The 23,974-nt window shown below is 48.3% G+C and carries 19 protein-coding genes; 12 read left to right on the top strand and 7 right to left on the bottom strand.

Annotated elements, in window-relative coordinates; genetic code table 11:
• Positions 1 to 180: 180 nt before the first annotated feature.
• From yidC to rpmH, 4 genes are all read right to left on the bottom strand, one after another.
• The gene (gene yidC, locus IY568_RS22895) at positions 181 to 1,854 is read right to left on the bottom strand and encodes a membrane protein insertase YidC (protein WP_194868802.1); all 1,674 of its coding nucleotides are present in this window, start codon (positions 1,852 to 1,854) and stop codon (positions 181 to 183) included.
• A gap of 8 nt (positions 1,855 to 1,862) precedes the next feature.
• Positions 1,863 to 2,195 (bottom strand): membrane protein insertion efficiency factor YidD, encoded by a 333-nt coding sequence (gene yidD / locus IY568_RS22890; RefSeq protein WP_228553533.1) that lies wholly within the window; start codon positions 2,193 to 2,195, stop codon positions 1,863 to 1,865.
• 251 nt (positions 2,196 to 2,446) lie between these two features.
• Complete coding sequence (gene rnpA, locus IY568_RS22885) at positions 2,447 to 2,881, bottom strand: ribonuclease P protein component (protein ID WP_125561173.1); 435 nt, start codon at positions 2,879 to 2,881, stop codon at positions 2,447 to 2,449.
• A gap of 7 nt (positions 2,882 to 2,888) precedes the next feature.
• Complete coding sequence (rpmH, locus tag IY568_RS22880) at positions 2,889 to 3,023, bottom strand: 50S ribosomal protein L34 (RefSeq protein WP_010384852.1); 135 nt, start codon at positions 3,021 to 3,023, stop codon at positions 2,889 to 2,891.
• 697 nt (positions 3,024 to 3,720) lie between these two features.
• Between rpmH and dnaA the strand changes: the two genes are divergently transcribed.
• From dnaA to IY568_RS22845, 7 genes are all read left to right on the top strand, one after another.
• Positions 3,721 to 5,124, top strand: coding sequence for a chromosomal replication initiator protein DnaA (gene dnaA, locus IY568_RS22875; RefSeq protein WP_125561175.1), 1,404 nt, complete (start codon positions 3,721 to 3,723; stop codon positions 5,122 to 5,124).
• Between the two features lie 9 nt (positions 5,125 to 5,133).
• Positions 5,134 to 6,237 (top strand): DNA polymerase III subunit beta, encoded by a 1,104-nt coding sequence (gene dnaN, locus IY568_RS22870; protein WP_125561177.1) that lies wholly within the window; start codon positions 5,134 to 5,136, stop codon positions 6,235 to 6,237.
• A gap of 20 nt (positions 6,238 to 6,257) precedes the next feature.
• On the top strand, positions 6,258 to 7,346 hold the full coding sequence (recF, locus tag IY568_RS22865; protein WP_194868801.1) for a DNA replication/repair protein RecF: 1,089 nt from the start codon (positions 6,258 to 6,260) through the stop codon (positions 7,344 to 7,346).
• Between the two features lie 12 nt (positions 7,347 to 7,358).
• A complete protein-coding gene (gyrB, locus tag IY568_RS22860; RefSeq protein WP_194868800.1) occupies positions 7,359 to 9,782 on the top strand; it encodes a DNA topoisomerase (ATP-hydrolyzing) subunit B in 2,424 nt (807 codons plus the stop codon).
• Positions 9,783 to 10,068: 286 nt separating this feature from the next.
• Entirely contained in the window at positions 10,069 to 10,968 is a 900-nt protein-coding gene (glyQ, locus tag IY568_RS22855) for a glycine--tRNA ligase subunit alpha (RefSeq protein WP_010384845.1), read from the top strand.
• Between the two features lie 2 nt (positions 10,969 to 10,970).
• Positions 10,971 to 13,040, top strand: coding sequence for a glycine--tRNA ligase subunit beta (glyS, locus tag IY568_RS22850; RefSeq protein WP_194868799.1), 2,070 nt, complete (start codon positions 10,971 to 10,973; stop codon positions 13,038 to 13,040).
• 64 nt (positions 13,041 to 13,104) lie between these two features.
• Positions 13,105 to 13,560, top strand: coding sequence for a hypothetical protein (locus IY568_RS22845; RefSeq protein ID WP_194868798.1), 456 nt, complete (start codon positions 13,105 to 13,107; stop codon positions 13,558 to 13,560).
• 58 nt (positions 13,561 to 13,618) lie between these two features.
• Here the strand turns inward: IY568_RS22845 and tusA are convergent, their stop codons facing one another.
• From tusA to fadB, 3 genes are all read right to left on the bottom strand, one after another.
• Positions 13,619 to 13,858, bottom strand: coding sequence for a sulfurtransferase TusA (gene tusA / locus IY568_RS22840; RefSeq protein WP_010384842.1), 240 nt, complete (start codon positions 13,856 to 13,858; stop codon positions 13,619 to 13,621).
• Between the two features lie 159 nt (positions 13,859 to 14,017).
• Complete coding sequence (fadA, locus tag IY568_RS22835) at positions 14,018 to 15,187, bottom strand: acetyl-CoA C-acyltransferase FadA (RefSeq protein ID WP_138536327.1); 1,170 nt, start codon at positions 15,185 to 15,187, stop codon at positions 14,018 to 14,020.
• A gap of 1 nt (position 15,188) precedes the next feature.
• Positions 15,189 to 17,351, bottom strand: a complete 2,163-nt coding sequence (gene fadB / locus IY568_RS22830) for a fatty acid oxidation complex subunit alpha FadB (protein WP_194868797.1) — start codon at positions 17,349 to 17,351, stop codon at positions 15,189 to 15,191.
• A gap of 354 nt (positions 17,352 to 17,705) precedes the next feature.
• Between fadB and IY568_RS22825 the strand changes: the two genes are divergently transcribed.
• From IY568_RS22825 to IY568_RS22805, 5 genes are all read left to right on the top strand, one after another.
• Complete coding sequence (locus tag IY568_RS22825) at positions 17,706 to 19,607, top strand: transglycosylase SLT domain-containing protein (RefSeq protein ID WP_228553532.1); 1,902 nt, start codon at positions 17,706 to 17,708, stop codon at positions 19,605 to 19,607.
• A gap of 130 nt (positions 19,608 to 19,737) precedes the next feature.
• Positions 19,738 to 21,063 (top strand): Xaa-Pro dipeptidase, encoded by a 1,326-nt coding sequence (pepQ, locus tag IY568_RS22820; RefSeq protein WP_194868796.1) that lies wholly within the window; start codon positions 19,738 to 19,740, stop codon positions 21,061 to 21,063.
• 68 nt (positions 21,064 to 21,131) lie between these two features.
• Positions 21,132 to 21,749 carry a YigZ family protein gene (locus tag IY568_RS22815; RefSeq protein WP_194868795.1) on the top strand — a complete coding sequence of 206 codons (618 nt, stop codon included), beginning with the start codon at positions 21,132 to 21,134 and terminating at the stop codon, positions 21,747 to 21,749.
• Between the two features lie 76 nt (positions 21,750 to 21,825).
• Entirely contained in the window at positions 21,826 to 23,277 is a 1,452-nt protein-coding gene (locus IY568_RS22810) for a TrkH family potassium uptake protein (RefSeq protein ID WP_010384834.1), read from the top strand.
• On the top strand, positions 23,274 to 23,450 hold the full coding sequence (locus tag IY568_RS22805; RefSeq protein ID WP_194868794.1) for a hypothetical protein: 177 nt from the start codon (positions 23,274 to 23,276) through the stop codon (positions 23,448 to 23,450). The genes IY568_RS22810 and IY568_RS22805 overlap by 4 nt, the downstream gene beginning before the upstream one ends.
• The last annotated feature ends 524 nt before the right edge of the window (positions 23,451 to 23,974 follow it).

Below are 23,974 nucleotides of genomic sequence, written 5' to 3'. Positions count from 1 at the left end.
GACTGTGAGGACTGTGAGACTGTGAGACTGTGAGACTGTGAGACTGTGAGACTGTGAGACTGTGAGACTGTGAGACTGTGAGACTGTGAGACTGTGAGACTGTGAGACTGTTCAGGGATTATCACAGGCATAAAAAAACGGCCCGTGGTGGACCGTTTTTCTTGTATGTGAATTTGGTAATTAACCGCGGACTTTCATGCCCTTTTTCTCCATGCCACGATAGATATACAGCATCTGGGCAATCGAGATTAGGTTAGAGACCAGCCAGTACAGTACCAGACCAGACGGGAACCAGATAAAGAACACTGAGAAGATAACCGGCATCCAGGTCATCATCTTTTGTTGCATTGGATCTGTGACCGTCATAGGTTGCAGCTTCTGAGTCAGGAACATACTGGCACCAAACAGGATAGGCAGCACATAGTATGGGTCTTTTGAAGACAAGTCAGTCAGCCACAGCATAAACTCGGCATGACGCAGCTCTGTTGATTCCAGGAATACATAAAACAGAGCCAGGAAGATAGGCATTTGCAGCAATAGTGGGAAGCAGCCACCCATAGGGTTTACTTTTTCCTTGCGGTACATCTCCATCATTGCCTGACCAAATTTCTGACGGTCATCGCCATAACGCTCTTTCAGTGCCTGCATTTTTGGCTGCAGCATACGCATTTTAGCCATTGAGGTATATTGCGCTTTGGTGAGCGGGTAAAGGAATGACTTAACAATAATGGTGATAGCAATGATGGCCAAACCCCAGTTGCCTAATCCACCGATGTTAATATCAAACAGACCAAAGAATGACCCTTCGCCAGAATATAAGAACTTCAATAGTTCAAGCAGAGGCTGAGAAATAAACCACAACCAACCATAGTCGACAGTCAGATCCAGATCTTTTTGTAAAGCTTCCAGCGCATCCATGTCTTTTGGACCCATGTAGTAAGTCGCGGTGAGCTGCGCTGTAGCATTGCCCTGAATGTTTGTTGCTTCGCCTTTCACACCTATGATGCTGTTGTTATTGCGTAGCGAGCTGTAAATGGTGTTGTTTGTTGTCTGACCGGGTACCCAGGCACTGACGAAGTAGTGCTGGATAAAGGCGATGTAACCACCCTGAGTGTTTTTGTTCAGGTTTGCTTCGGCCATATCAGAGAATGAGTATTTCTCGTAAGGCTCGTCACTGGTACCATAAGCTGCACCCAGATAAGTCTGGTCAACCATGCTGCCTTTTTCCTGCACTGTGCGCTTGATTTGCGTATACAGTTGCACTTGAACCGGGTCGGCAGTTGAGTTGGTTACATCGTATTCCAATGCCACATCATACTGACCTGGTTTAAATACATAGGTCTTGTTGAACTGAACGCCTTTGCTGTCAACAAACGTCAGCGGCACACGCAGTTCATCACCGCTTAATGTGTAGCTGGTTTGTTCGCTTTGATAGACCGGGCGACCCTGGCTTGATGCATCCGGACCATTCAGGCCGATCAGGCCGCTTTGTGCGAAGTATTCTTTACCTTCGAACTCACCTAATAGCAGATAAGGTTGGTCGCTGCCATGGGTTTCGGCGTGCTGTAGTAATTTCGCCTCGACGATGTCACCACCACGGGTGTCAATTTTTACTGCCAGTACATCGGTGGTTACCGAAATGACTGAGCGAGTAGCCACAGTGGCCTGCATTGGCACATCAGCCTGACTGGAAGCCGGTACGTCGACTTGGTCATTGTTTGCGGGGCCGGCCACTTGTTGTGTGACGGCACTGGTATCAGCATTGGCTGCGGTTTGTTCCTTTGACCACTCTGTAAAGAGTAAAAAGGAAACCAGCAGCAAGCCGATAAATAAAAACGTGCGTTGCGATTCCATAACAGCTCTTATTTCTCGTGTTGTTTATCTTGCGTTGATTTAGCAGGCACGGGATCAGCCCCACCTGCACTTAAAGGGTGACATTTTAATATGCGTTTAAGCGCTAACCAACTCCCTTTTGCAATTCCATGTAAATTAATTGCCTGGATTGCATAATGAGAGCAGGTCGGAGTATAACGACAGTGTGGTCCCAACAGCGGACTGATAAAGCGCTGATAAAAACGGATCACACCTAATAGCAGTGTTTTGATCAGTGTCTGGCATACTTTGAATGGCCACCGGATCCACGCTTTACATTGCTGCACTATGCGCGATGAGGTTGTGGAGGAGGAGTGATTCATGATGATGCCGTCAGACTGATAACCATTCCCGAAAAATCAGTGGGAAATTGGCGATTAAAAGGTGAGCTAACTTTACCTTATCGGGGTCAAAATAGCCATTGAGCCCTATGCGATTTTAGCGAATTCACAATAAGTTGAACTCGATTAATTGGCGGTTATCCCTGTTTTATGAGGTAAACGAATAACGCGTCCACGCATTATAGCTACACGAACCTGGCTTGAGCATGCGCGTAAGTTCAGTTGTTGTGATACTAGGACTGTTTGGGATTGTGTTGTTTAGACGCTGGGCGTTTTTTACCTGGACGTTTACGAGGTGGTGGCTTAGGGGCACCAGGTTTACAGCGTTCATTTACTTTACGCCATAATTTTGCCAGTTGTTTGCTGAGCTCTTCATTTGACTGATCGTCAACGCCTGTTTTTACCATCAGAACAATATCAATGTTGTCCAGCTTATGACGGTTTAAGCGGAAGCTTTCACGGGCAAGGCGTTTAATGCGATTGCGTTGGCAAGCTTTTTTACAGCGTTTTTTAGCTACAGTGAGTCCAAGACGTGGGTGTCCGGCATCATTGGGTTTCGCTAAGAGTGTAAAATAAGGAGTTGCTGCGCGAGCGGGGTCGTTAAATACTCGGGAGTAATGCGAGGGAGTTAACAGACGTAACTCCCTGCTGAAGCTAAAGTCTTCCACTTATATATTAAGCAGAAAGTACTTTACGGCCTCTAGCACGACGACGTGCTAGTACTTTACGGCCATTCTTCGTTGCCATACGTGCACGGAAACCGTGAGTACGCTTGCGTTTTAGAACGCTAGGTTGAAAAGTTCTTTTCATAACTAATCCATCCGATCGGTTAAAGTTTAAAACATCCTATGCAGGTCGCGATCCTGGCACAGGTGCCATTGCGAGCGCGAGATATTAATGCCGCGGCGTAGGAAAGTCAATCATAATCGCGCCATCAAGCATAGATTTTAGCCATAAATAACAAAAAACGGTCATTCTGGCGGTTATCCCCTGAGGTAAACGCTCCGCATTATACCTTTATACTATATAGAGTGGGATCAAAATAGAGTGGGATCAAAATCCGCAGATTTAGCGATCCATTTGGTTCGTTCAGATCGGATCCGATCTGTGCGTGCGGGTGTGATCAACTTAGATCGGATCAAAATAAGGTTTTCCACACAGCTTGGGTGAAAAGTGGCAACATCCTCTGGAAAACTTAAAATGATCGTGTTTTTTAGATGAGATCTTGGCGTATTTTTGCTAAGATCAGTAAACAGGGTGAAAAATAAAATCCCAACAAAAACAATTGGATGCATTTGTTTCTAGGAAAGATCCTGATTTTTAAAAAAGTCAATATTGATGTTGTGGATAAGATCCCCTCATAATACCCGGCTTCCACCTATGTATTTATGATAACAAACAAGCATTTCCGTCGATCCTTTGGATTAGCTGTGTATAACCTTGTTGGTAAATCTGGCAATATCCTTGGTTTTTATGTACGGGAATATTAACTATTTCGGAGTGCGACGTGTATCTGTCGGTTTGGCAAAGTTGTTTATATGTTTTGCAGGATGAGCTGCCTTCTCAGCAGTTCAATATGTGGGTGCGACCACTACAAGCAGAAAGTACCGAAGATACCTTGACCATCTATGCGCCAAATCGATTTGTTTTGGACTGGGTGAGAGAAAAGTATTTAAATCGCATCAGTGAGTTACTGACAGAGATCTGTGGCGATGAAGCGCCTGAGCTACGATTTGATGTAGGTAGTAAACCTATTGGCGCTGTTAACAGTGCACCAGCCTCTAGCGAGAGTAGCCAGAGTGCGCAAACTGGAACTGTGACTAAGCCGGTTGCCTCATCGGCGGGCGCGCCCAGTTCGGCTAAAGTAGAACCTGCTCCCAAATCTGGGGTGAAGTCCAATATTAAAGAAAACTATACCTTTGATAACTTTGTTGAAGGTAAGTCGAATCAGCTTGCGAAGGCCGCTGCAACTCAGGTTGCCGATAATCCAGGTTCTGCTTTTAACCCAGTCTTTATTTATGGTGGAACAGGTTTAGGTAAAACCCATCTGTTACATGCGGTGGGTAATGGCATTATAGATAAAAAACCAGATGCCAAGATAGTCTACATGCATTCTGAACGTTTCGTTCAGGACATGGTTAAGGCATTGCAGAACAATGCGATTGAAGAGTTTAAGCGTTATTACCGCAGTGTTGATGCGCTGATGATCGATGACATCCAGTTTTTTGCTAATAAAGAGCGTTCACAGGAAGAATTCTTTCATACCTTTAATGCATTGCTGGAAGGCAATCAGCAGATCATTTTGACATCGGACAGATACCCGAAAGAAATTGAAGGCGTTGAAGATCGTCTTAAATCTCGATTTGGCTGGGGTTTGACGATTGCGATTGAGCCACCTGAGTTGGAAACGCGTGTTGCGATCCTGATGAAGAAAGCGCAACAGAGTAATATCAATTTGCCTCACGAAGTGGCATTTTTTATTGCAAAGAAATTGCGCTCTAACGTCCGAGAGCTAGAAGGGGCTTTAAACCGGGTGATTGCCAATGCCAACTTCACAGGCCGGCCGATTTCCATTGAGTTTGTAAAAGAAGCACTTCGTGACCTGCTGGCATTACAAGATAAGCTGGTGACCATCGACAATATTCAGCGTACCGTGGCCGAGTATTATCGTATTCGTGTTTCAGATTTACTATCAAAACGTCGTAGTCGCTCGGTTGCCCGACCCAGGCAAGTCGCTATGGCGTTGTCTAAAGAACTGACTAACCACAGTTTACCTGAGATTGGTGATGCTTTTGGCGGGCGTGACCACACCACTGTGTTGCATGCGTGTCGTAAAGTAAAAGCACTGCGTGACGAAAGTCACGAAGTAAAAGAAGATTATCAAAACCTGATCCGTACATTGTCGTCTTAAGGGCCTAGTATGCAAATTACGATTTCAAGAGAACAGTTTTTAAAACCCTTGATGCAGGTCTCGGGTGCCATTGAGCGAAAACACACACTGCCGATTTTGTCCAATGTTCTGGTCGAAGTGAAAAATGGCGTGTTATCGATGACAGGCACAGACTTAGAGATTGAGTTGGTTGCAAACGTGACACTGGAAGAGCAAGTCGCAGATGCCAGTATCACGTTGCCAGCGAAAAAGTTACTCGATATATGTAAGAGTCTCCCGGATGGTTCTTTGTTGCAACTGAGTAGTCAGGAGCATCAGTTATTACTGACCAGTGGCCAAAGTCGATTCTCTTTGACGACCTTAGCAGCCGAAGATTTTCCAAATCTTGAACAGTGGGATGGCGAGGTTGAGTTTCAAATTACCCGACTTGAGCTGCGCCAGTTATTAGAAGCGACCCATTTTTCGATGGCCAATCAGGACGTGCGCTATTACCTCAATGGTATGTCCTTTGAGGTTGATAATAGTGAGATTAAAACAGTTGCAACCGATGGACACAGGCTAGCAATTGCCCAGCATCAATTAGGTGCGTCATTGAATACACAGCGTCAGCTGATCATTCCACGCAAGGGTGTGCAGGAGATCATGCGTTTGTTACCTGCAGATGATGAGCCTCTCACCATTCAGTTTGGCAGTAATCATATTCGTATTTTAGATCCTGAGTTTACTTTGACAAGTAAGTTAGTGGATGGACGTTTCCCGGATTATCGCCGAGTGCTACCACGTGGTGGTGATAAGCTGGTAAATGCAAACCGAGAGTGGTTACGCAGTGCATTTCAGCGCGTTTCTATTCTGTCGAATGAAAAGTTCCGTGGAGTCCGTCTTAATCTGTCGAATGGCATGTTAAAGATCAGTGCGAATAATCCGGAACAGGAGCAAGCAGAGGAAACTGTTGAGGTTGAATATCAGGGGGATGACCTGGAAATTGGCTTTAACGTCTCCTATTTGTTGGATGTACTTAACACACTAAAAACAGAAGATGTGCAGTTTACATTAGCAGATACCAATAGCAGTGCCCTGATCGAAGGGGCGAGCGACGACACTGCAATGTATGTCGTTATGCCTATGCGCCTGTAGAAATTAGTGTGTGCTCTTAAATGAGTTTAACTCAAATTAGCCTCAATAATTTTCGCAATATTGAGGCCCTCTCTTTTTCACCAAGCGAACAAATCAATATCATTTTAGGTGAAAATGGCAGTGGAAAAACCAGTCTGCTTGAAGCCATTTATTTCCTTTCTAATGGACGTTCATTTAGAACGAACAAACATAAGTTGATGATCCGTCATGAGCAAGATAAATGTATTGTTCATGGTAAAAAGCAACTTCATAGTTTATCTATCCCCATAGGTATAAGCAAAAACTTACAGGGTGAAACACAGCTCAGGATCCAGGGTCAATCGAGTCGAAAAATCGCTGAATTGGCGCAGATCCTGCCCACTCAGGTGATCACACCAGAGAGCTACGAGTTGTTTTTTGGCGGACCAAAAGAGCGACGAAAGTTTCTCGACCTTGGGGTGTTCCACGTGGAACATCAGTTTTATAGTGTCTGGAAAGACTTCAACAAAGTGCTTAAACAACGAAATGCTTTGCTGAAAACTAAGCCTGCTCAGTACCAGCTTCAGATACGTACTTGGGACAGAGAATTTGTTCGTTTGGCTGAGCAAATAAATATGTTCAGAAAGGCGTATATAAGTAGGTTTGAGCGCCATTTTTTTGATAAGATAGGGGTGATAAGCCCCATCTTTAAAGGCCTTGAAATGCGCTATGACGCAGGCTGGAAAGGGGAACTAGCTGAGGTGCTAAACGCCCAACTGGAGCGGGATAGCAAGCTTGGCTATACAACTAAAGGGCCGCATAAAGCCGATTTTAATTTTTATGCTAATGGTCACGGCGTTGAAAATATACTGTCTCGGGGTCAGTTAAAGTTGACACTCTATGCGCTAAAAATCGCACAGAATAATTTAATTGAGGTCGAGACCGAGAAGCAATCCATATTGCTTATCGACGATTTACCTTCGGAGTTGAGCCAGGAGACGATGCTGAGCATCGCGCATTTACTTGCAGAATGTCAGTCGCAGCTATTTATCACTGCGATAAACTCCGAAAGTATCCAGGCCATTGTGGAACCCATGAAACGAAATGTTGAGATGTTCCACGTGGAACATGGCCGCTTAATAACAAAATAATTGGAATACACCATGTCTGATAATTACGATTCATCGAGTATTAAAGTACTGAAGGGATTGGATGCAGTAAGGAAGCGTCCGGGAATGTATATCGGGGACACTGATGATGGTACTGGACTACATCACATGGTCTTCGAAGTCGTCGACAACTCTATTGACGAGGCGTTGGCAGGACACTGTGACGATATTTTCGTTACTATCCATACTGATGGCTCTGTGTCAGTTCGAGACAATGGCCGTGGTATCCCAACGGAACTGCACCCTGAAGAAGGGGTGTCTGCGGCAGAAGTCATCATGACCGTGCTACATGCTGGTGGTAAATTCGATGACAATTCTTATAAAGTATCAGGCGGCCTACACGGTGTAGGTGTTTCTGTTGTAAATGCACTATCAGAAAAACTACAACTAACAATTCGCCGTGATGGCAAAGTGCATCAGCAGAAATACACTATGGGTGTACCAGATGCGCCACTGGGTGTAATTGGCGAAGCTGAGAGCACGGGAACAGAGCTGAGATTTTGGCCAAGTGCGGAAACTTTCTCTGATACCAACTTCCATTATGATATTTTGGCAAAACGACTGCGTGAACTGTCTTTCCTGAACTCCGGGGTAAGTATTATCCTGAGCGATGAGCGTGAAGAGAACAAGCAAGACCATTTCAAATATGAAGGTGGTATTCAGGCGTTCGTTGAATACCTGAACCGCAAAAAAACGCCTGTTCATCAAAATGTATTCAACTTCACTTCAGAACGTGAAGACGGCATTAGTGTTGAAGTATCCATGCAGTGGAATGATGGATTCCAAGAAAATATTTACTGTTTTACTAACAACATTCCTCAGCGTGACGGTGGTACACACTTAGCGGGTTTCCGTAGTGCACTGACTCGTACGCTAAACAACTACATGGAAAAAGAAGGCTTTAACAAGAAAGCTAAAACAGCAAGTAACGCGACAGGTGATGATGCGCGCGAAGGCTTAACGGCTGTAGTGAGTGTTAAAGTGCCAGATCCAAAATTCTCTTCTCAAACTAAAGACAAGCTCGTTTCAAGTGAAGTGAAGGGTGCGGTTGAACAAGCAATGGCTGAAAAGCTAACAGAGTATCTGCTAGAAAATCCAGGCGATGCTAAAACAGTTGTAAGCAAAATCATTGATGCTGCACGTGCCCGTGAAGCTGCACGTAAAGCGCGTGAAATGACACGTCGTAAGGGCGCCATGGACTTAGCAGGTCTACCTGGTAAACTTGCTGACTGTCAGGAACGTGACCCGGCAGAATCTGAACTCTACATTGTGGAGGGTGACTCAGCGGGTGGATCGGCTAAGCAGGGCCGTAACCGTAAGAATCAGGCTATTTTGCCACTAAAAGGTAAAATCCTGAATGTTGAAAAGGCACGTTTCGATAAGATGTTGTCTTCGCAGGAAGTTGCCACACTGATCACTGCATTGGGCTGTGGTATCGGCCGTGACGAATACGACCCGGAAAAACTGCGTTATCACCGCATTATTATCATGACCGATGCGGACGTCGACGGCTCGCACATTCGTACACTGCTGTTGACCTTCTTCTATCGTCAAATGCCGGAAATCATTGAGCGTGGTTACGTTTATATTGCTCAGCCGCCGCTGTACAAAGTGAAAAAAGGCAAACAAGAGCGCTACATTAAAGACGACCATGGGCTGACAGACTACCTGACAACGTTAGCGTTAGATGGTGCCAGTATCTACTCAAGCGAGGGCGCCGAGGCCATTTCCGGTAATCGCCTTGAGAATATGGTCCATGATTATCAGAAAACCATTGACGTGATCGAACGTCTGACACGTAAGTACCCGCGTGCCATGATGTCTCGTCTGTTATACCAGAATGAACTTAGTGAAGCAGACCTGAGTGATGAAGCGAAAGTAACAGGCTGGATTCAAGCGTTCGTTGCTGACCTGGATAAGCATGATGAAGATGCCACTATCTACAATGCGGAAGTAAGCTATGATGACGAACGTCACATGTACTATCCGGTTGTTAATATTCGCCAGCATGGCGTGGATAAAGCTTATACACTGAATTACGACTTCATCACATCAAAAGACTATGTTCGCATTGTGAATACAGGTAAGTCAGTTGCACACTTGATCAGCGAAACTGGCTATGTACAACGTGGTGAAAAAACGCAGCCTGTTGAGACATTCGCTGAATCACTGGATTGGTTGATTGCAGAGTCCAAGCGCGGCTTGTATACACAACGCTATAAAGGACTGGGAGAGATGAACCCAGACCAGCTTTGGGAAACCACAATGGATCCGGCGGCACGCCGTATGTTACGCGTGACCATCGAAGATGCCATTGCAGCTGACCAGTTGTTTGCAACCCTGATGGGTGATCAAGTAGAACCACGCCGCGATTTCATCGAACAAAACGCATTGCGCGTTGTGAACCTGGATGTATAAACAAGTTACTGCTTGTCGATAACTTCCAAAAAGCCACTCCACAGCGAGTGGCTTTTTTGTTTCATGCGCTCACTTTGATGCTTTGTCTGATATTTAAAGGCCAAAATGAGCGGGTAAACAGAGAGTGGGAAGCGTGGTTTTTTACGTGCTTTTTTAGTGATAACGCTTAAAACAGCGCGACGCTCGCGGTATACTGAGCATAATTTTCAGACATTATTAGCCCGGACTGGCCACTGTTTTGAGCAGCCACACTGGGTTCCATGTACCATACAAAAATAAGCCAACTATGCAAAAATACGATATCAAAACCTTCCAAGGGTTGATCCTGGCTTTACAGGACTATTGGGCACAGCAAGGCTGTGTTATTGCGCAACCACTGGATATGGAAGTGGGTGCGGGCACGTTTCATCCGCTGACCTTTCTTAAATCGATTGGCCCAGAGCCAATGTCGAGCGCGTATGTACAACCTTGTCGTCGTCCGACTGACGGCCGATACGGCGAAAATCCAAACCGCCTGCAACACTATTATCAATTTCAGGTCGTATTGAAGCCATCACCTGAAAATATTCAGGAGCTATATCTGGGCTCATTGGAAGCGCTTGGTATCGATACCCTGACTCATGAAGTGCGTTTCGTAGAAGATAACTGGGAATCACCGACGTTGGGTGCCTGGGGTCTTGGCTGGGAAGTCTGGTTGAATGGCATGGAAGTGACTCAGTTCACTTACTTCCAACAGGTGGGTGGTCTGGAATGCGCGCCGGTTACTGGCGAAATCACCTATGGTTTGGAACGTCTGGCAATGTATATACAAGGTGTGGACAGCATTTATGATCTGGTCTGGACCGATGGTCCTATGGGCCGTGTGACTTATGGCGATGTGTTCCATCAGAACGAAGTTGAACAGTCGACTTACAATTTTGAGCATGCGGATGTTGACGCATTGTTCAAGCAGTTTGATCAGTGTGAGCTGGAAAGCCAGAAGCTGATCGAAGCGGGGCTGCCTTTACCAGCCTATGAGCAGGTAATGAAGGCATCGCATGCATTCAATCTGTTGGATGCCCGTCATGCGATTTCTGTGACAGAACGCCAGCGTTATATTCTACGCGTACGTGCGCTGTCTAAGGCCTGTGCTCAGGCTTATTATGAGGCCCGTGAGGCACTCGGATTCCCGCTTTGTAAGGATTAATCATGACCACAGAAAATCTACTTGTTGAAATTGGTACTGAAGAGTTACCACCAAAAGCCTTACGCAAGCTGGCAGAATCCTTTGCTGACAATCTGCAGGCTGAGCTGACCGGCCTTGAGCTGGCATTTGAAGATATTAGCTGGTACGCATCACCACGTCGTCTGGGTTTAAAAGTCGCAAACTTACAAACCCAGCAACAGGACAAAGTGGTTGAGAAGCGTGGTCCGGCAACTAAAGCCGCCTTCGATGCAGACGGTAATCCGACTAAAGCGGCAATGGGCTGGGCACGTGGCTGTGGTATCGAAGTCTCTGAAGCGGAGACACTGGAAACAGACAAGGGGGCCTGGTTGTTGCACCGTGCCACTGTCGCAGGTCAACAGGCCAGCGCGCTGTTATCCGATGCCATTGCCAAGTCACTGGCCAAGTTGCCGATCCCAAAACCAATGCGTTGGGGTGCCAACAAAACACAATTTATCCGCCCGGTTCACACGGTCGCTGCCTTGCTAGGTGGGGAAATAGTACAGGGTGAAGTCCTGGGTAAAGCCATTTCAAACCAGCTACAAGGCCACCGTTTCCACCACCCGGAACGTGTGAGCATCAATCATGCCGATGACGCGTTTGATACGCTGAAAGGGGCCTATGTCATCGCTGACTATGAAGCACGTAAAGCGCTCATTCGTGAACAGATCAATGCTGAAGCGGACAAGCTGGGTGCGGTTGTTGCGATGGATGAAGATCTGCTGGAAGAAGTGACAGCCCTGGTAGAGTGGCCGGTTACTTTGGTGGCCTCATTCGAGGAAGAGTTCCTGTCGGTCCCTGCTGAAGCGCTGATCTACACCATGAAAGACGACCAGAAGTACTTCCCGCTACTGGATAAGTCAGGTCAGCTGATCAACAAATTCCTGTTTGTATCAAACATTGAAAGTAAAGATCCAAGTGTGGTCATCTCTGGTAATGAGAAAGTGGTTCGTCCACGCCTGGCGGATGCACAGTTCTTCTTTGAAACCGATAAGAAGAAAACGCTGGAAAGCCGTCTGGAATCATTAGGCACTGTGTTGTTCCAGAAACAGCTAGGCACATTGAAAGACAAGTCAGAGCGCATTGCCGCGTTGGCCGGCTTTATTGCTGAGCAATTGGGCTCAGATAAAGCGTTAGCAGAACGTGCCGGCCTATTGAGCAAAACGGATCTGATGACTGAAATGGTCATGGAGTTTACCGATGTACAGGGTGTAATGGGTATGCATTACGCACGTATTGACGGTGAGGCCGAAGAGGTGGCGGTGGCGCAGAATGAGCAGTATATGCCGCGCTTTGCTGGCGATGCTTTGCCTTCAAACCCAATCAGCTGCGCAGTCGCACTGGCTGATAAGTTTGATACCCTGGTGGGGATCTTTGGTATTGGTCAGACGCCAAAAGGTGATAAAGATCCATTTGCTCTACGTCGTGCAGCCATTGGTGCACTGCGCATCATGGTTGAGAAAGAGCTGGAGCTGGACATTCATGCGCTGGTCGAAAAGTCTCGGGCTTTGTTCGGTGACAAGCTGACCAACGACAATGTTGGCGAAGAGGTCTTTGAGTTCATGCTGGGTCGCTTCCGTGCCTGGTATCAGGATGAAGGTATTGCGGTAGATGTGATCCAGGCGGTACTGGCACGTCGTCCTTCTCAGCCGGTTGATTTTGATCGTCGTGTTAAAGCGGTGAGCCACTTCAGAACACTGGAACAGGCAGAAGCGCTGGCTGCGGCCAACAAGCGCGTTAACAACATTTTGGCGAAGAATAATGTCACCAGCGACGCTGAGGTGAATACAGCCTTGTTGTCTGAAGCTGCGGAGCAACAGTTGGCTCAGGAAGTCGCAGCACTGACCGCCGAGCTGGCACCGGTTTATGCGCAAGGGGATTACCAACAGGCGTTGACTCGACTAGCGAGTCTGCGCGAAGCCGTAGATAACTTCTTTGATAATGTCATGGTGATGGCTGACGACGAAGCAGTTAAGCAAAACCGTCTGGCGTTACTCAGCCAGCTTAGCCGTTTGTTCCTCAATACGGCGGATATCTCTGTCTTACAAAACTAAGACAGTCACTCTTAAAACAAGCCAGCATTCGTGCTGGCTTTTATTTTTGTGATCGGGATTAACAATGAAACAGCACATCATTGCCTTGATAATGGCATTGGGTTTGAGTGCCTGTACGACGGCACCTCATCAGTCAACGGATAGTTCAAGTGAGCAGCAAGTCACAAGCAATACGTCTCCAGCGATGGACAGACCTATGTATTTACGCGGCGACTTTACTTTGTGGGATGCCGACGAAGTCTACCGATTGACACAGACCCAGACGGGTCTATACAGCGTACGGGTCCGCTTTATGAGCCCAGGTAAAGTGTACGAATTTAAAATTGCGGATGCGAAATGGACGCCAGGTTATAACTGTGGCTTTCGCTACGATGGCAAAGTGAGTGTGGGCAAAGCGGTTGTCGCGGACTGTGACACGGTATATAACTACTTTGGATTTATGCCAGACAGAAAAGGCTGGTACCGCATTTCACTGGATTTGAGAGGCTCTGTCCCTCAGGTTGTTGTGCAGCGAGACTAATATCACGAAAAACAGTTTGCGCAATTTGGCTGGTGAGGTAATCGCACCAGCTTAAAAATCATTTTCCTTTCTTTACCAGGTAGCGGTAAGGGAGGTCATCCACTTCTTTTGCTACCAAAGTGTGATCCATAAACTCACAAAAACTGGGTATGTCCCGGGTAGTAGATGGGTCATCGGCCAGGATCAACAAAGTTTCACCCTCGCGCATCTTCCTCACTTTGCCGCGGATCATCATTACGGGTTCGGGACAACGTAAGCCAATCGCATCAAGAGTATGGTCAGTGTTGTCAAAGTTCATGGCAGTGTCCCCGGAAAATAAAACGCCTATTCTAGCGCGCCTTGTATGACAAATAAATACTCGTGTGAATGGGTCGCTGCCAGGACATAAAAAAGGCAAGCTACGATATGCAGCTTGCCTTGGTCACCAAGTTAAAATGGTTAGGGAATCGCGTACTGGTTAGTCGTCAACGCGTTCAAACACGGTGGCGATACCCTGGCCAAGACCGATACACATAGTCGCAAGGCCATACTTTGCATCTTTGTCTTCCATAATATGGATTAAGGATGTGCTGATCCGTGAGCCTGAACAGCCCAGAGGGTGGCCCAGCGCAATCGCTCCGCCATTGAGGTTGACTTTCTCATCGGCAACATCCAGTAAGCCAAGGTCCTTCAGAACCGGTAATGACTGTGCAGCAAACGCTTCGTTCAGCTCTGCCACATCGATATCTTCAATGCTCAGACCTGCTTGTTTCAGCGCTTTCTGGCTGGCAGGAACCGGACCGTAACCCATGATGGATGGATCGCAGCCTGCAACCGCCATTGACTTGATGCGTGCGCGGATCGGCAGGCCCAGTTCTCTGGCTTTTGACTCACTCATAACCAGCATGGCAGAAGCACCATCCGACAGAGCAGATGACGTACCTGCTGTGACTGTGCCTGAAGCCGGATTAAATACCGGGCGTAACTGGCTCAGGCCTTCCATGGTGGTTTCCGGACGGATAACTTCGTCGTGTTCAACCAGGACAGGCGCGCCATCGGCATCGTGACCTTCCATCGGTAAAATTTCACGTGCGAAACGGCCTTCGACCGTGGCTGCGTGAGCGCGTTGATGAGAGCGCACCGCAAAAGCATCTTGTTGCTCACGGTTAATACCGTGCAGGGTAGCCAGGTATTCCGCAGTCAGACCCATGACGCCTGCGGCTTGTGCAACCGAAGTCGACAAACCCGGGTGGAAGTCATTACCGTGCGTCATCGGGACATGGCCCATGTGCTCCACACCACCGATCAGGTAAGTATCGCCAGCGCCAGTCATAATCGCACGTGCAGCATCATGCAGTGCCTGCATGGAAGAACCACACAAGCGGTTTACCGTGACAGCAGGTACGGTATGTGGAATACCTGCCAGCAGGGCGGCATTACGGCCCACGTTGAAGCCTTGCTCCAGGGTTTGTTGTACACACCCCCAGTAAATGTCATCGATAGAATCCGGTGCCACAGCCGGGTTGCGATCTAGTAGCCCTTTCATCAAGTGGGCACTCAGATCTTCAGCACGTTTGTGTTTGAACACGCCAGCTTTGGAGCGGCCCATTGGCGTACGAATACAATCTACGATTACAGCCTGTTCCATGTTACTGACCCTCCACTTTGTAGAATACTTTACCGGCAGCTGCCCACTCACGGGTTTGCTCCGACACCTGATAGATTTCGCCTAAATGTGCGTACTTATCGGCAATTGCTACAAATTCCGCCAGACCCAGTTGATCCAGATAACGGAATGCGCCACCACGGAACGGCGGGAAGCCAATACCGTAGATCAGCGCCATATCGGCTTCCTGTGGTGAGGCAACAATGCCTTCTTGCAGACATAGCAGGACTTCGTTGATCATCGGTACCATACAGCGCTCGATGATGGTTTGTTTGTCAAACTGTGCAGGTGCATCACAAATTTCACTCAGCAGGGCAACGGCGTCGGCATCTTTGCTCTTCTTCAGGCGACCTTTGCGGTCAGGTGCATACTGGTAGAAACCTTTCTGGTTTTTCTGTCCAAAGCGATTTGCGTTGGCCAGGTGGGCAACCGGATCTTTGTCTTGACGTGCCATGCGGGTTGGGAAACCATCTGCCATCACGCCGGTACAGTGATTGGCTGTGTCGATCCCAACAACGTCCAGCAGGTAAGCCGGACCCATTGGCCAGCCAAAGACATTTTCCATGACTTTGTCGACTTGTGTGAAGTCAGCACCCTCTACGACTAGCTGGCTGAAACCGGCAAAGTATGGAAACAGTACTCTGTTCACGAAGAAACCCGGACAATCGTTCACAACGATTGGCGACTTGCCCAGTTTCAGAGCATAGTCGACAACAGCCGCAACGGTGTCATCGGAGGTTTTCGCGCCGCGAATAATCTCAACCAGCGGCATTTTTGGCACTGGATTAAAGAAGTGCATACCACAGAAGTGTTCAGGACGCGTCAGTCCTTCTGCCAGTTCATCGATGCGAATGGTTGAGGTGTTCGAGGTCAGGATAGTGCCTGCGGGTAGTTGCTGTTCAAGGCCCGCCAGTACGGTTTTCTTAATCTGAGGGTTTTCGACAACCGCTTCAACGATGATGTCACTGCCTTCCAGGTCACGGTCATTCAACGTCGGTTTGATCTGTGCCAGTGTGCCAACCATTTTGTCCAGCTTCATGTGACCACGCTCGACTTTTTTGCCCAGCAACTTAGCCGCTTCACCCATGCCCAGGTCCAGCGCACCCTGACTGATGTCTTTCATGACAATCGGTGTGCCTTTATACGCCGACTGGTAAGCGATACCGCCACCCATGATGCCCGCGCCCAGTACCGCAGCTTGTTTGATATCAGTCTGGCTTTGTTTCGCTTGTTTCTTAGCAACGCCTTTAACGTACTGATCGGCCAGGAAGATTCCGGTTTGTGCCGCCGCTTCAGCGGTTTTAGCCAACTTAGCGAAGCTCGCGTTCTCAACGGCCATGGCTTCATCGCGACCCATATTGGCAGCAGCTTTGATGGTTTTAACCGCCATCACAGGAGCCGGGTAGTGACCTTTAGTTTTGGCCATCACCATGCCTTCCGCCATTGCAAAGCTCATGCCTTGCTCAACGCGGTTCATTTTCAGCGGGTCAAGCTTAACCTGACGTTTGGCGCGCCAATCTAGCTTGCCAGCAGCTGCTTGTTCCATGGTACGCAGTGCGGCGTCCATCAGCTTATCCTGAGCAACCACCGCATCCACGGCGCCTACTTTCAGGGCATTGGCTGCGCGGTTTTCTTTACCTGTGGTGATCCAGGTCATCGCGTTGTCCGCACCAATGAGGCGTGGCAGACGTACGGTACCACCAAAGCCAGGCATAATGCCCAGCTTCACTTCTGGCAGGCCAATCTTTGCGCTTTCAGAAGCAATACGATAATCGGTAGCAAGTACCCACTCACAACCACCGCCCAGTGCCAGACCATTGACCGCAGACAAGGTTGGGAAAGGTAAATCTTCCAGGGCATCAAATACGTCGGTGGCTGCTTTGATCCATTCAACCAGTTCGGCTTCCGGGCGGTCAAAGGTGGGCAGGAATTCGAAAATATCGGCACCAACAATAAAGTGGTCTTTGTCGGAGCTAAAAATCAGGCCGTCGATGTCATCACGTTGTGCCAGCTCTTTGAGCGCCGCATGACAATCTTGCAGGGTTTGCTGAGATAATTTGTTGACCGAACCTGGCAAACAAAACTTAAACTCAGCGATTTTGCCTTTGTAGAAATCCACAACAAAGGACTCGCGTTTCATTAACATACATGTTCTCCCGTGTTTTTACACTGGTACGATGAGTTGTCATTTCATTCAGTGTGGCGTCTTTAAAAGAAAATTGCAATGAAAAATTTACCGCAGGTTTACTGCAAAGGGTTAGGCACAATGCTAAGGTGGTTTGGCTGATTATTTTCCGGATGACAAGGTTTGTCCGGACGTTAAGCCTTGGGCAAGTTGTCACACAATAGTCTGGTGTCAAACACGACTGTTTGGTGTGCACACAGTGCGCCCGGGCAGGGAACTCACAGAAAGGAAGGTGTTTTGGTGTGGGCCTTTTTTAGTTGCATTTTAGACACCCCAGAACATTGACTGCCAATCAAGAGAATGAAAGTTAAGCCTATGAAATTATGGTTTAGTCGTTTTGCTGTCACGTGCCTTGCAGTGTGCAGCGGGGCCTGGAGCCACCTGGGACAAGCTGCGGATCCGCATCAGGCGTTCAAAGACGCAGAGCGGGTGGCGTGGAGTGGCAATTATCAGGCCTTTAAAAAGTCGCTTGCCGAGCTCGATCATCCCCTTAAGCCTTATGTTGAGGCAACCTTCTATAAACGCCATCCAAAACTAAAATATCAGGACGAGATAGGGCGCTTTTTGTCGATTTATGATCATACGCCACTGGACTGGATGGTACGAAAGAGCTGGTTGAATTATCTCAAGCGTCGCAATAAAAAAGCCCTCTTTATAGAGCATTATCAGGACACCACCAATGCGGATCTGAAATGTACCTACTTACAGTTCCAGCTGGACCTAGGCGCGCCAGAGAAAGCCATTTTGGATCAGGTAGAACCATTGTGGGTTGTCGGTAAATCACAACCTAAAGCTTGCGACAAATTGTTTAGCCGCTGGCAAAAAGCCGGGTATCGGACACAAGCGTTGGTGTGGCAAAGGATCACGCACGCCGCGCAGGGCGGTCAGGCGTCGCTACTCAAGTATTTAAAAACCTTGTTGCCCCGCAAAGAAGCCTACTTGGCAGATCTCTATCTTAGCGTACGGCGCGATCCCAGCGCATCTGCTGGTCTTTACCGATATAAGCAGCGCTCTGCCAAAGAAGCAGAGATAGCCGTCTATGGTGTCCGGCGTTTGATCTGGCGCGATCCTAAGCTGGCATTGCGCGCCTGGGATAAATTGCAGGGCATGTTTACCTTTACGCAGGCACAACAGGACAGTGTGGCATATCGGTTTGCCCTGGCACTGGCGTCCAAAGGGCATGAGCAGGCAAAGTTCTGGCTAAACAAAGTGCCCGCGGAATTACAGGATAAGAAACTGCGCCAGTGGCTGATGAGTAACATGCTTAAAGAGCAGGACTGGGAAGGGATCGCTGTGTTGTTTACGGGCATGAAAAATCTCAGTCATGGTCAGACATATTGGCTGGGCTATAGCTATGCCAAACGTAATCAGATGGAGAAGGCGCAAGCCTTGTGGCGACAAATTGCATCAAAGCGCGATTACTATGGCTTTCTTGCCGCTGCGCGCCTGGATCTGCCTGCGCAACTCAATGCTGAGCCGCTGAATGTGCCGCCGAGCATTGTGGCCAAGGTATCACAAGCGCCGGGCTTCAAACGGGCAAAAGCGCTCTATGAGCTGGAGCGTTTTACCGCAGCGCGGCGTGAGTGGAATTATTTAACCAATACTTCAAGCACCGCGGAAAAACTGGCGGCGTCGGTACTGGCAGCTGAGCTCGATTGGTATGACAGCACCATTTATACGCTGGCACAGATCAAAGCCTGGAACTATGTAGACTTACGTTTTCCAATGGCATTTGACGATCTGTTCGTTCGTTACAGCGAACGCAATAAGGTTGATTTGGCATGGAGCTTTGCCATTGCCCGCAGAGAAAGTTCATTCGCACCCGATGCGCGTTCCCATGCAGATGCATATGGTTTGATGCAGCTCCTGCCCAGCACCGCGAAGTATGTGGCTAAGTCACGGGTATCGACACGTCAATTAATGAAACCGGCGACCAATATTCGTCTGGGTACCGATTATCTCGATTACCTGAAAGGCAAGAATAAAGGCAATGAGATCCTGGCCACAGCTTCTTACAATGCCGGCTTTCATCGTGTGAAGCGCTGGATCCCGGAAGAGGCCATGCCTGCGGAGTTATGGATCGAATTGATCCCTTATCGGGAAACCCGTGACTATGTCAAAAATGTTATGGCGTATCGCCAGGTTTATCACACCAAGTTAGGTCGTGAGGGGAACATTCTGGCTGGCATTCTCGATATGCAGATTGGCGGTAAGTAAAGCGCATACCCTGTTCAGTTGTCGGTTTGTCTCGCGATAGCGAGGCTGACCGCGGCCGGCTTTACTTCTTTAAACCTGTGGCGCTATGTTAGACTCAGTGACAAGCGAATTAAATAAAATGGGTACACCAATGGAACAATTAGCAAATTTGTATGCCGAGCATATCGCAACGCTGCAACAGCGTACGAAGACCATAATTGAACGTGAGAATCTGGATGGGCTCGTGATCCACTCCGGGCAGGCCAAGCGCCAGTTTCTGGATGACATGTATTATCCGTTCAAGGTGAACCCGCAATTCAAGGCGTGGTTACCGGTCATCGATAATCCGCACTGTTGGCTGGTCGTGAATGGCACTGATAAGCCTAAATTGATTTTCTATCGCCCAGTGGATTTCTGGCACAAAGTACCGGACGAGCCGAGTGACTATTGGGCTGATTATTTTGACATTCAATTGCTGCTTCAGCCCGATCAGGTTGAACAATACTTACCGTACGATAAAGCTAACCTGGCTTATATTGGTGAGTATCTTGAAGTGGCACAAGCACTCGGATTTACGCAGGTGAACCCGGAGCCGGTGATGAACTATTTGCATTTCCACCGCGCCTACAAGACCCACTATGAACTTACCTGTTTACGCGAAGCAAATCGCCTTGCAGTGCTGGGCCACAAAGCCGCACGCGATGCCTTTTATGCCAAAGAGTCTGAGTACGGTATTCAGCAGGCCTATTTGCAAGCCACTGAGCACATGGAAAATGACACGCCGTACGGCAACATTGTGGCGTTAAACGAGAATTGTGCGATCTTGCATTACACACATTTTGAGCGTCGTGCGCCGCAGCAGCACTTATCTTTCCTGATTGATGCAGGGGCTAACTTCAATGGTTACGCATCTGACATTACGCGTACTTATGATTTTGCGCGTCAGGGAGAGTTTTCTGATCTTATCGAGGTGATGAATACCCATCAGATTGAGTTAGGTCAGGGATTACAACCGGGTAAGCTATATGGCGAGTTGCACCTGGACTGCCACAAGCGCATAGCTCAGGTGCTGGTGGATTTTGATCTGGTGCGTGGCCTGAGCGTTGACGGGATCCTGGCGCAGGGCATTACATCGACGTTCTTCCCGCATGGTCTGGGTCACCACCTGGGCTTGCAGGTTCATGACATGGGCGGTTTTATGGCGGATGAGCTGGGGACGCATCAGGCACCACCAGAAGGGCACCCGTTCTTGCGCTGTACACGTAAGATTGAAGCTGGTCAGGTATTTACCATTGAACCTGGTTTGTATTTTATTGACTCTTTGCTAGGTGAGCTGGCGCAAACTGACAACAAACAGTACGTTAACTGGGATAAAGTCGACGCGTTCAAGCCATACGGCGGGATCCGCATCGAAGATAATATCATTGTCCATGATGACCGCCTGGAGAATATGACCCGGGATCTGGCGCTGGATTAAGACAGCGTCGGAGTTAACTGTGTTAAACTGGGAGCCTTGTGCTCCCCGTGTTGTTTTGTTGAATTCTCATGTCTGAATACGCCATTCCAAGCAGTACCATTTCACATCACGAAGAAATTAAGAAAAGCACGTTTATCGTGCACATTGCCCATACGCCCACCTTAGAGGATGCTAAGGCATTTATCCGTGCTATTAACGAGCAATATCCGGATGCCCGGCATAATTGCTGGGCCCATATTGCCGGTGCGCCGGGTGGCAGCCATGTGTTGGGCTTTTCAGATGATGGGGAACCCAATGGCACGGCCGGTAAACCAATGCTAAATGTGTTGCTGGGCTCCGGACTGGGAGAGATCACCGCCGTGACCACACGTTATTTCGGGGGCATCAAGCTTGGCACTGGGGGGTTGGTGCGCGCTTATGGCGGGACACTTAACAATGCGCTGGACACACTGCCGACGCAAATTAAGATCCCCGCCACTACCTTAGTGGGTGAATCTGACTATGCCCTGCAGGGGAGTATAGAGCAGCACCTTACTAGCCAATACACCGTGCTTAATATAGATAAGCAGTATGGTGCGTCTATCTCCTGGGAGATTGAACTGGATAGTCGTGAAGCAAAAACAGCGATTGCGTCGGTGCATGATCTGACGCATGGTGCTGTGTCATTCAGGCTCAAAGCGTCCTGAGGCGGGTTTCGCGGTTTACTAACTGAGTGATGTATTAGACAATCAGGTGTAATTACAATAACTCGCGAATCGCGCCATGCAATTTCGTACCATTATAAAGATACTCGGACAGCTTGTAGCGCTCTTTAGTCTGACTATGGTGCCACCGGCTCTGGTGTCTTTGATCTATAAGGACGGCGGTGGTGTGCCGTTTGTCCTGGCATTTATCTTTAGCGTGCTGATTGGCCTGATGGCCTATTACCCAAACCGCAAAGAGCAGGGCGATCTGAAAGCCAGAGAGGGCTTCTTGATCGTGGTCTTGTTCTGGCTGGTACTGGGGGCTTTTGCGGCTGTGCCGCTGATCTTCTTAAGTGAACCCAATCTGTCGTTTGCCGATGCGGTTTTTGAGGCGTTTTCTGGCCTGACAACCACGGGCGCAACGGTATTAACGGGTATTGAATACTTACCTAAATCAGTTCTTTTTTATCGCCAGCAATTGCAATGGCTCGGTGGTATGGGGATCATTGTTTTGGCCGTTGCGGTATTGCCAATGCTAGGCGTTGGTGGCATGCAGCTATACCGGGCGGAGACACCCGGCCCGGTTAAGGACTCGAAAATGACCCCCCGGATAGCCGATACCGCCAAGCATTTATGGTATATCTATGTGACACTGACTCTGGCCTGTACGCTGGCTTATGCCTGGGCCGGAATGAGCTGGTTCGATGCCATCTGCCATGCGTTTGCGACGATTGCCATTGGCGGGTTCTCGACTTATGACGCCTCAATAGGCCACTTTGATAGCCCGATGATCAATGCCATTTGTGTGTTCTTCCTGCTCATTGCCGCCGCCAACTTTTCACTGCATTATGCCGCCGTGGCGGGTCGCAACATTAAAGTTTACTTCAGAGACCCTGAGCTCAAGGTTTTTCTGTTTATTCAGCTTGCGCTGGTGGTGTTATGTTTTGCAGTGCTGTCGTCTAAGCAGGTATATAGCAATGGTGATGAAACGCTGGATCATGCACTGTTTCAGGCGGTCTCTATCAGTACCACCGCGGGCTTTGCCACAGACAGCTTTGCGGCCTGGCCTTTATTCCTGCCTATTTTGCTGATCTTTTCCAGTTTCATTGGGGGTTGTGCCGGTTCTACGGGCGGCGGCATGAAAGTGGTGCGAGTTTTCTTGCTTTACTTACAGGGGATCCGAGAGCTGAATCGTCTGGTTCACCCTCGTGCCATATATTCCATTAAACTGGGGCGTAAAGCGCTTCCCGATAAAGTAGTCGAAGCTGTATGGGGATTTTTCTCGGCCTACGCCTTGGTCTTTGTGATCATCATGATTGCTTTGCTGGGCACCGGGCTGGACAATATCACAGCGTTTTCAGCAACCGCGGCATGTTTAAATAACCTTGGCCCGGGTTTGGGTGATGTCGCGGCACATTATGGGGATATCCCCGACTCAGCGAAATGGATTTTAACCTTGGCCATGGTATTCGGCCGTCTCGAAATTTTCACCCTGTTAGTACTGTTCACCCCCACGTTCTGGCGTGGGTGAGGCCAGACCGATATGCCAGCGGCATATCGCAGCTGGCCGAACGCGAGGCCGGGGGCGCCGAGCTGTGGATGGCCGAGCCGGAATACACCGCCATGGATGGCTTTCTGCACCAATCTAAACTGGATGGCCGAGCCGGAATACACCGCCATGGATGGCTTTCTGCACCAATCTAAACTGGATGGCCGAGCCGGAATACACCGCCATGGAAGGCTTTCTGTACCAATCTAAACTGGCTAGCCGAGCTGTGGAAGGTTGATCTATCCCTGTCGTAAGCACTGCCAATCGAACGAGGCGAGGGGCCCGAAGTATCGACGGGTTAGCTTGTTTCATCACCTATCCAAAAGGCCGGTCCGACTCTTTCGTTGCTGCCATAGCGTAAGACTAGTCTGTTGTTCAGCATGCATCCTGAGCAAATCTTAATGACCTAATAAAGGTATGTTTGTAAATTTTTTAATATTTATTTTTCTGACTTTTACATTTCAAAATAATTACAATTTCATTTAAATCATGGGTATACGTGGTTTTGTATAAGGTTGCGTATTAGCTCGATTAACGCTGGTTAAAAAAATATATCAAAAAACGCAAAAAATGCATTTTTTCATTAGCGGCGGTGTCATATTTGTATCGTCAGGGTTAACTCCCTACTTTTTTAAGTTACCCACACCGGACAGTGGGTGTTGCCAGAAAACAAAACTAT

The sequence above is a fragment of the Pseudoalteromonas sp. PPB1 genome, assembly GCF_015356275.1.
Lineage (GTDB): Bacteria > Pseudomonadota > Gammaproteobacteria > Enterobacterales > Alteromonadaceae > Pseudoalteromonas > Pseudoalteromonas rubra_D.
This window is presented reverse-complemented; position numbering and strand designations above follow the sequence as displayed.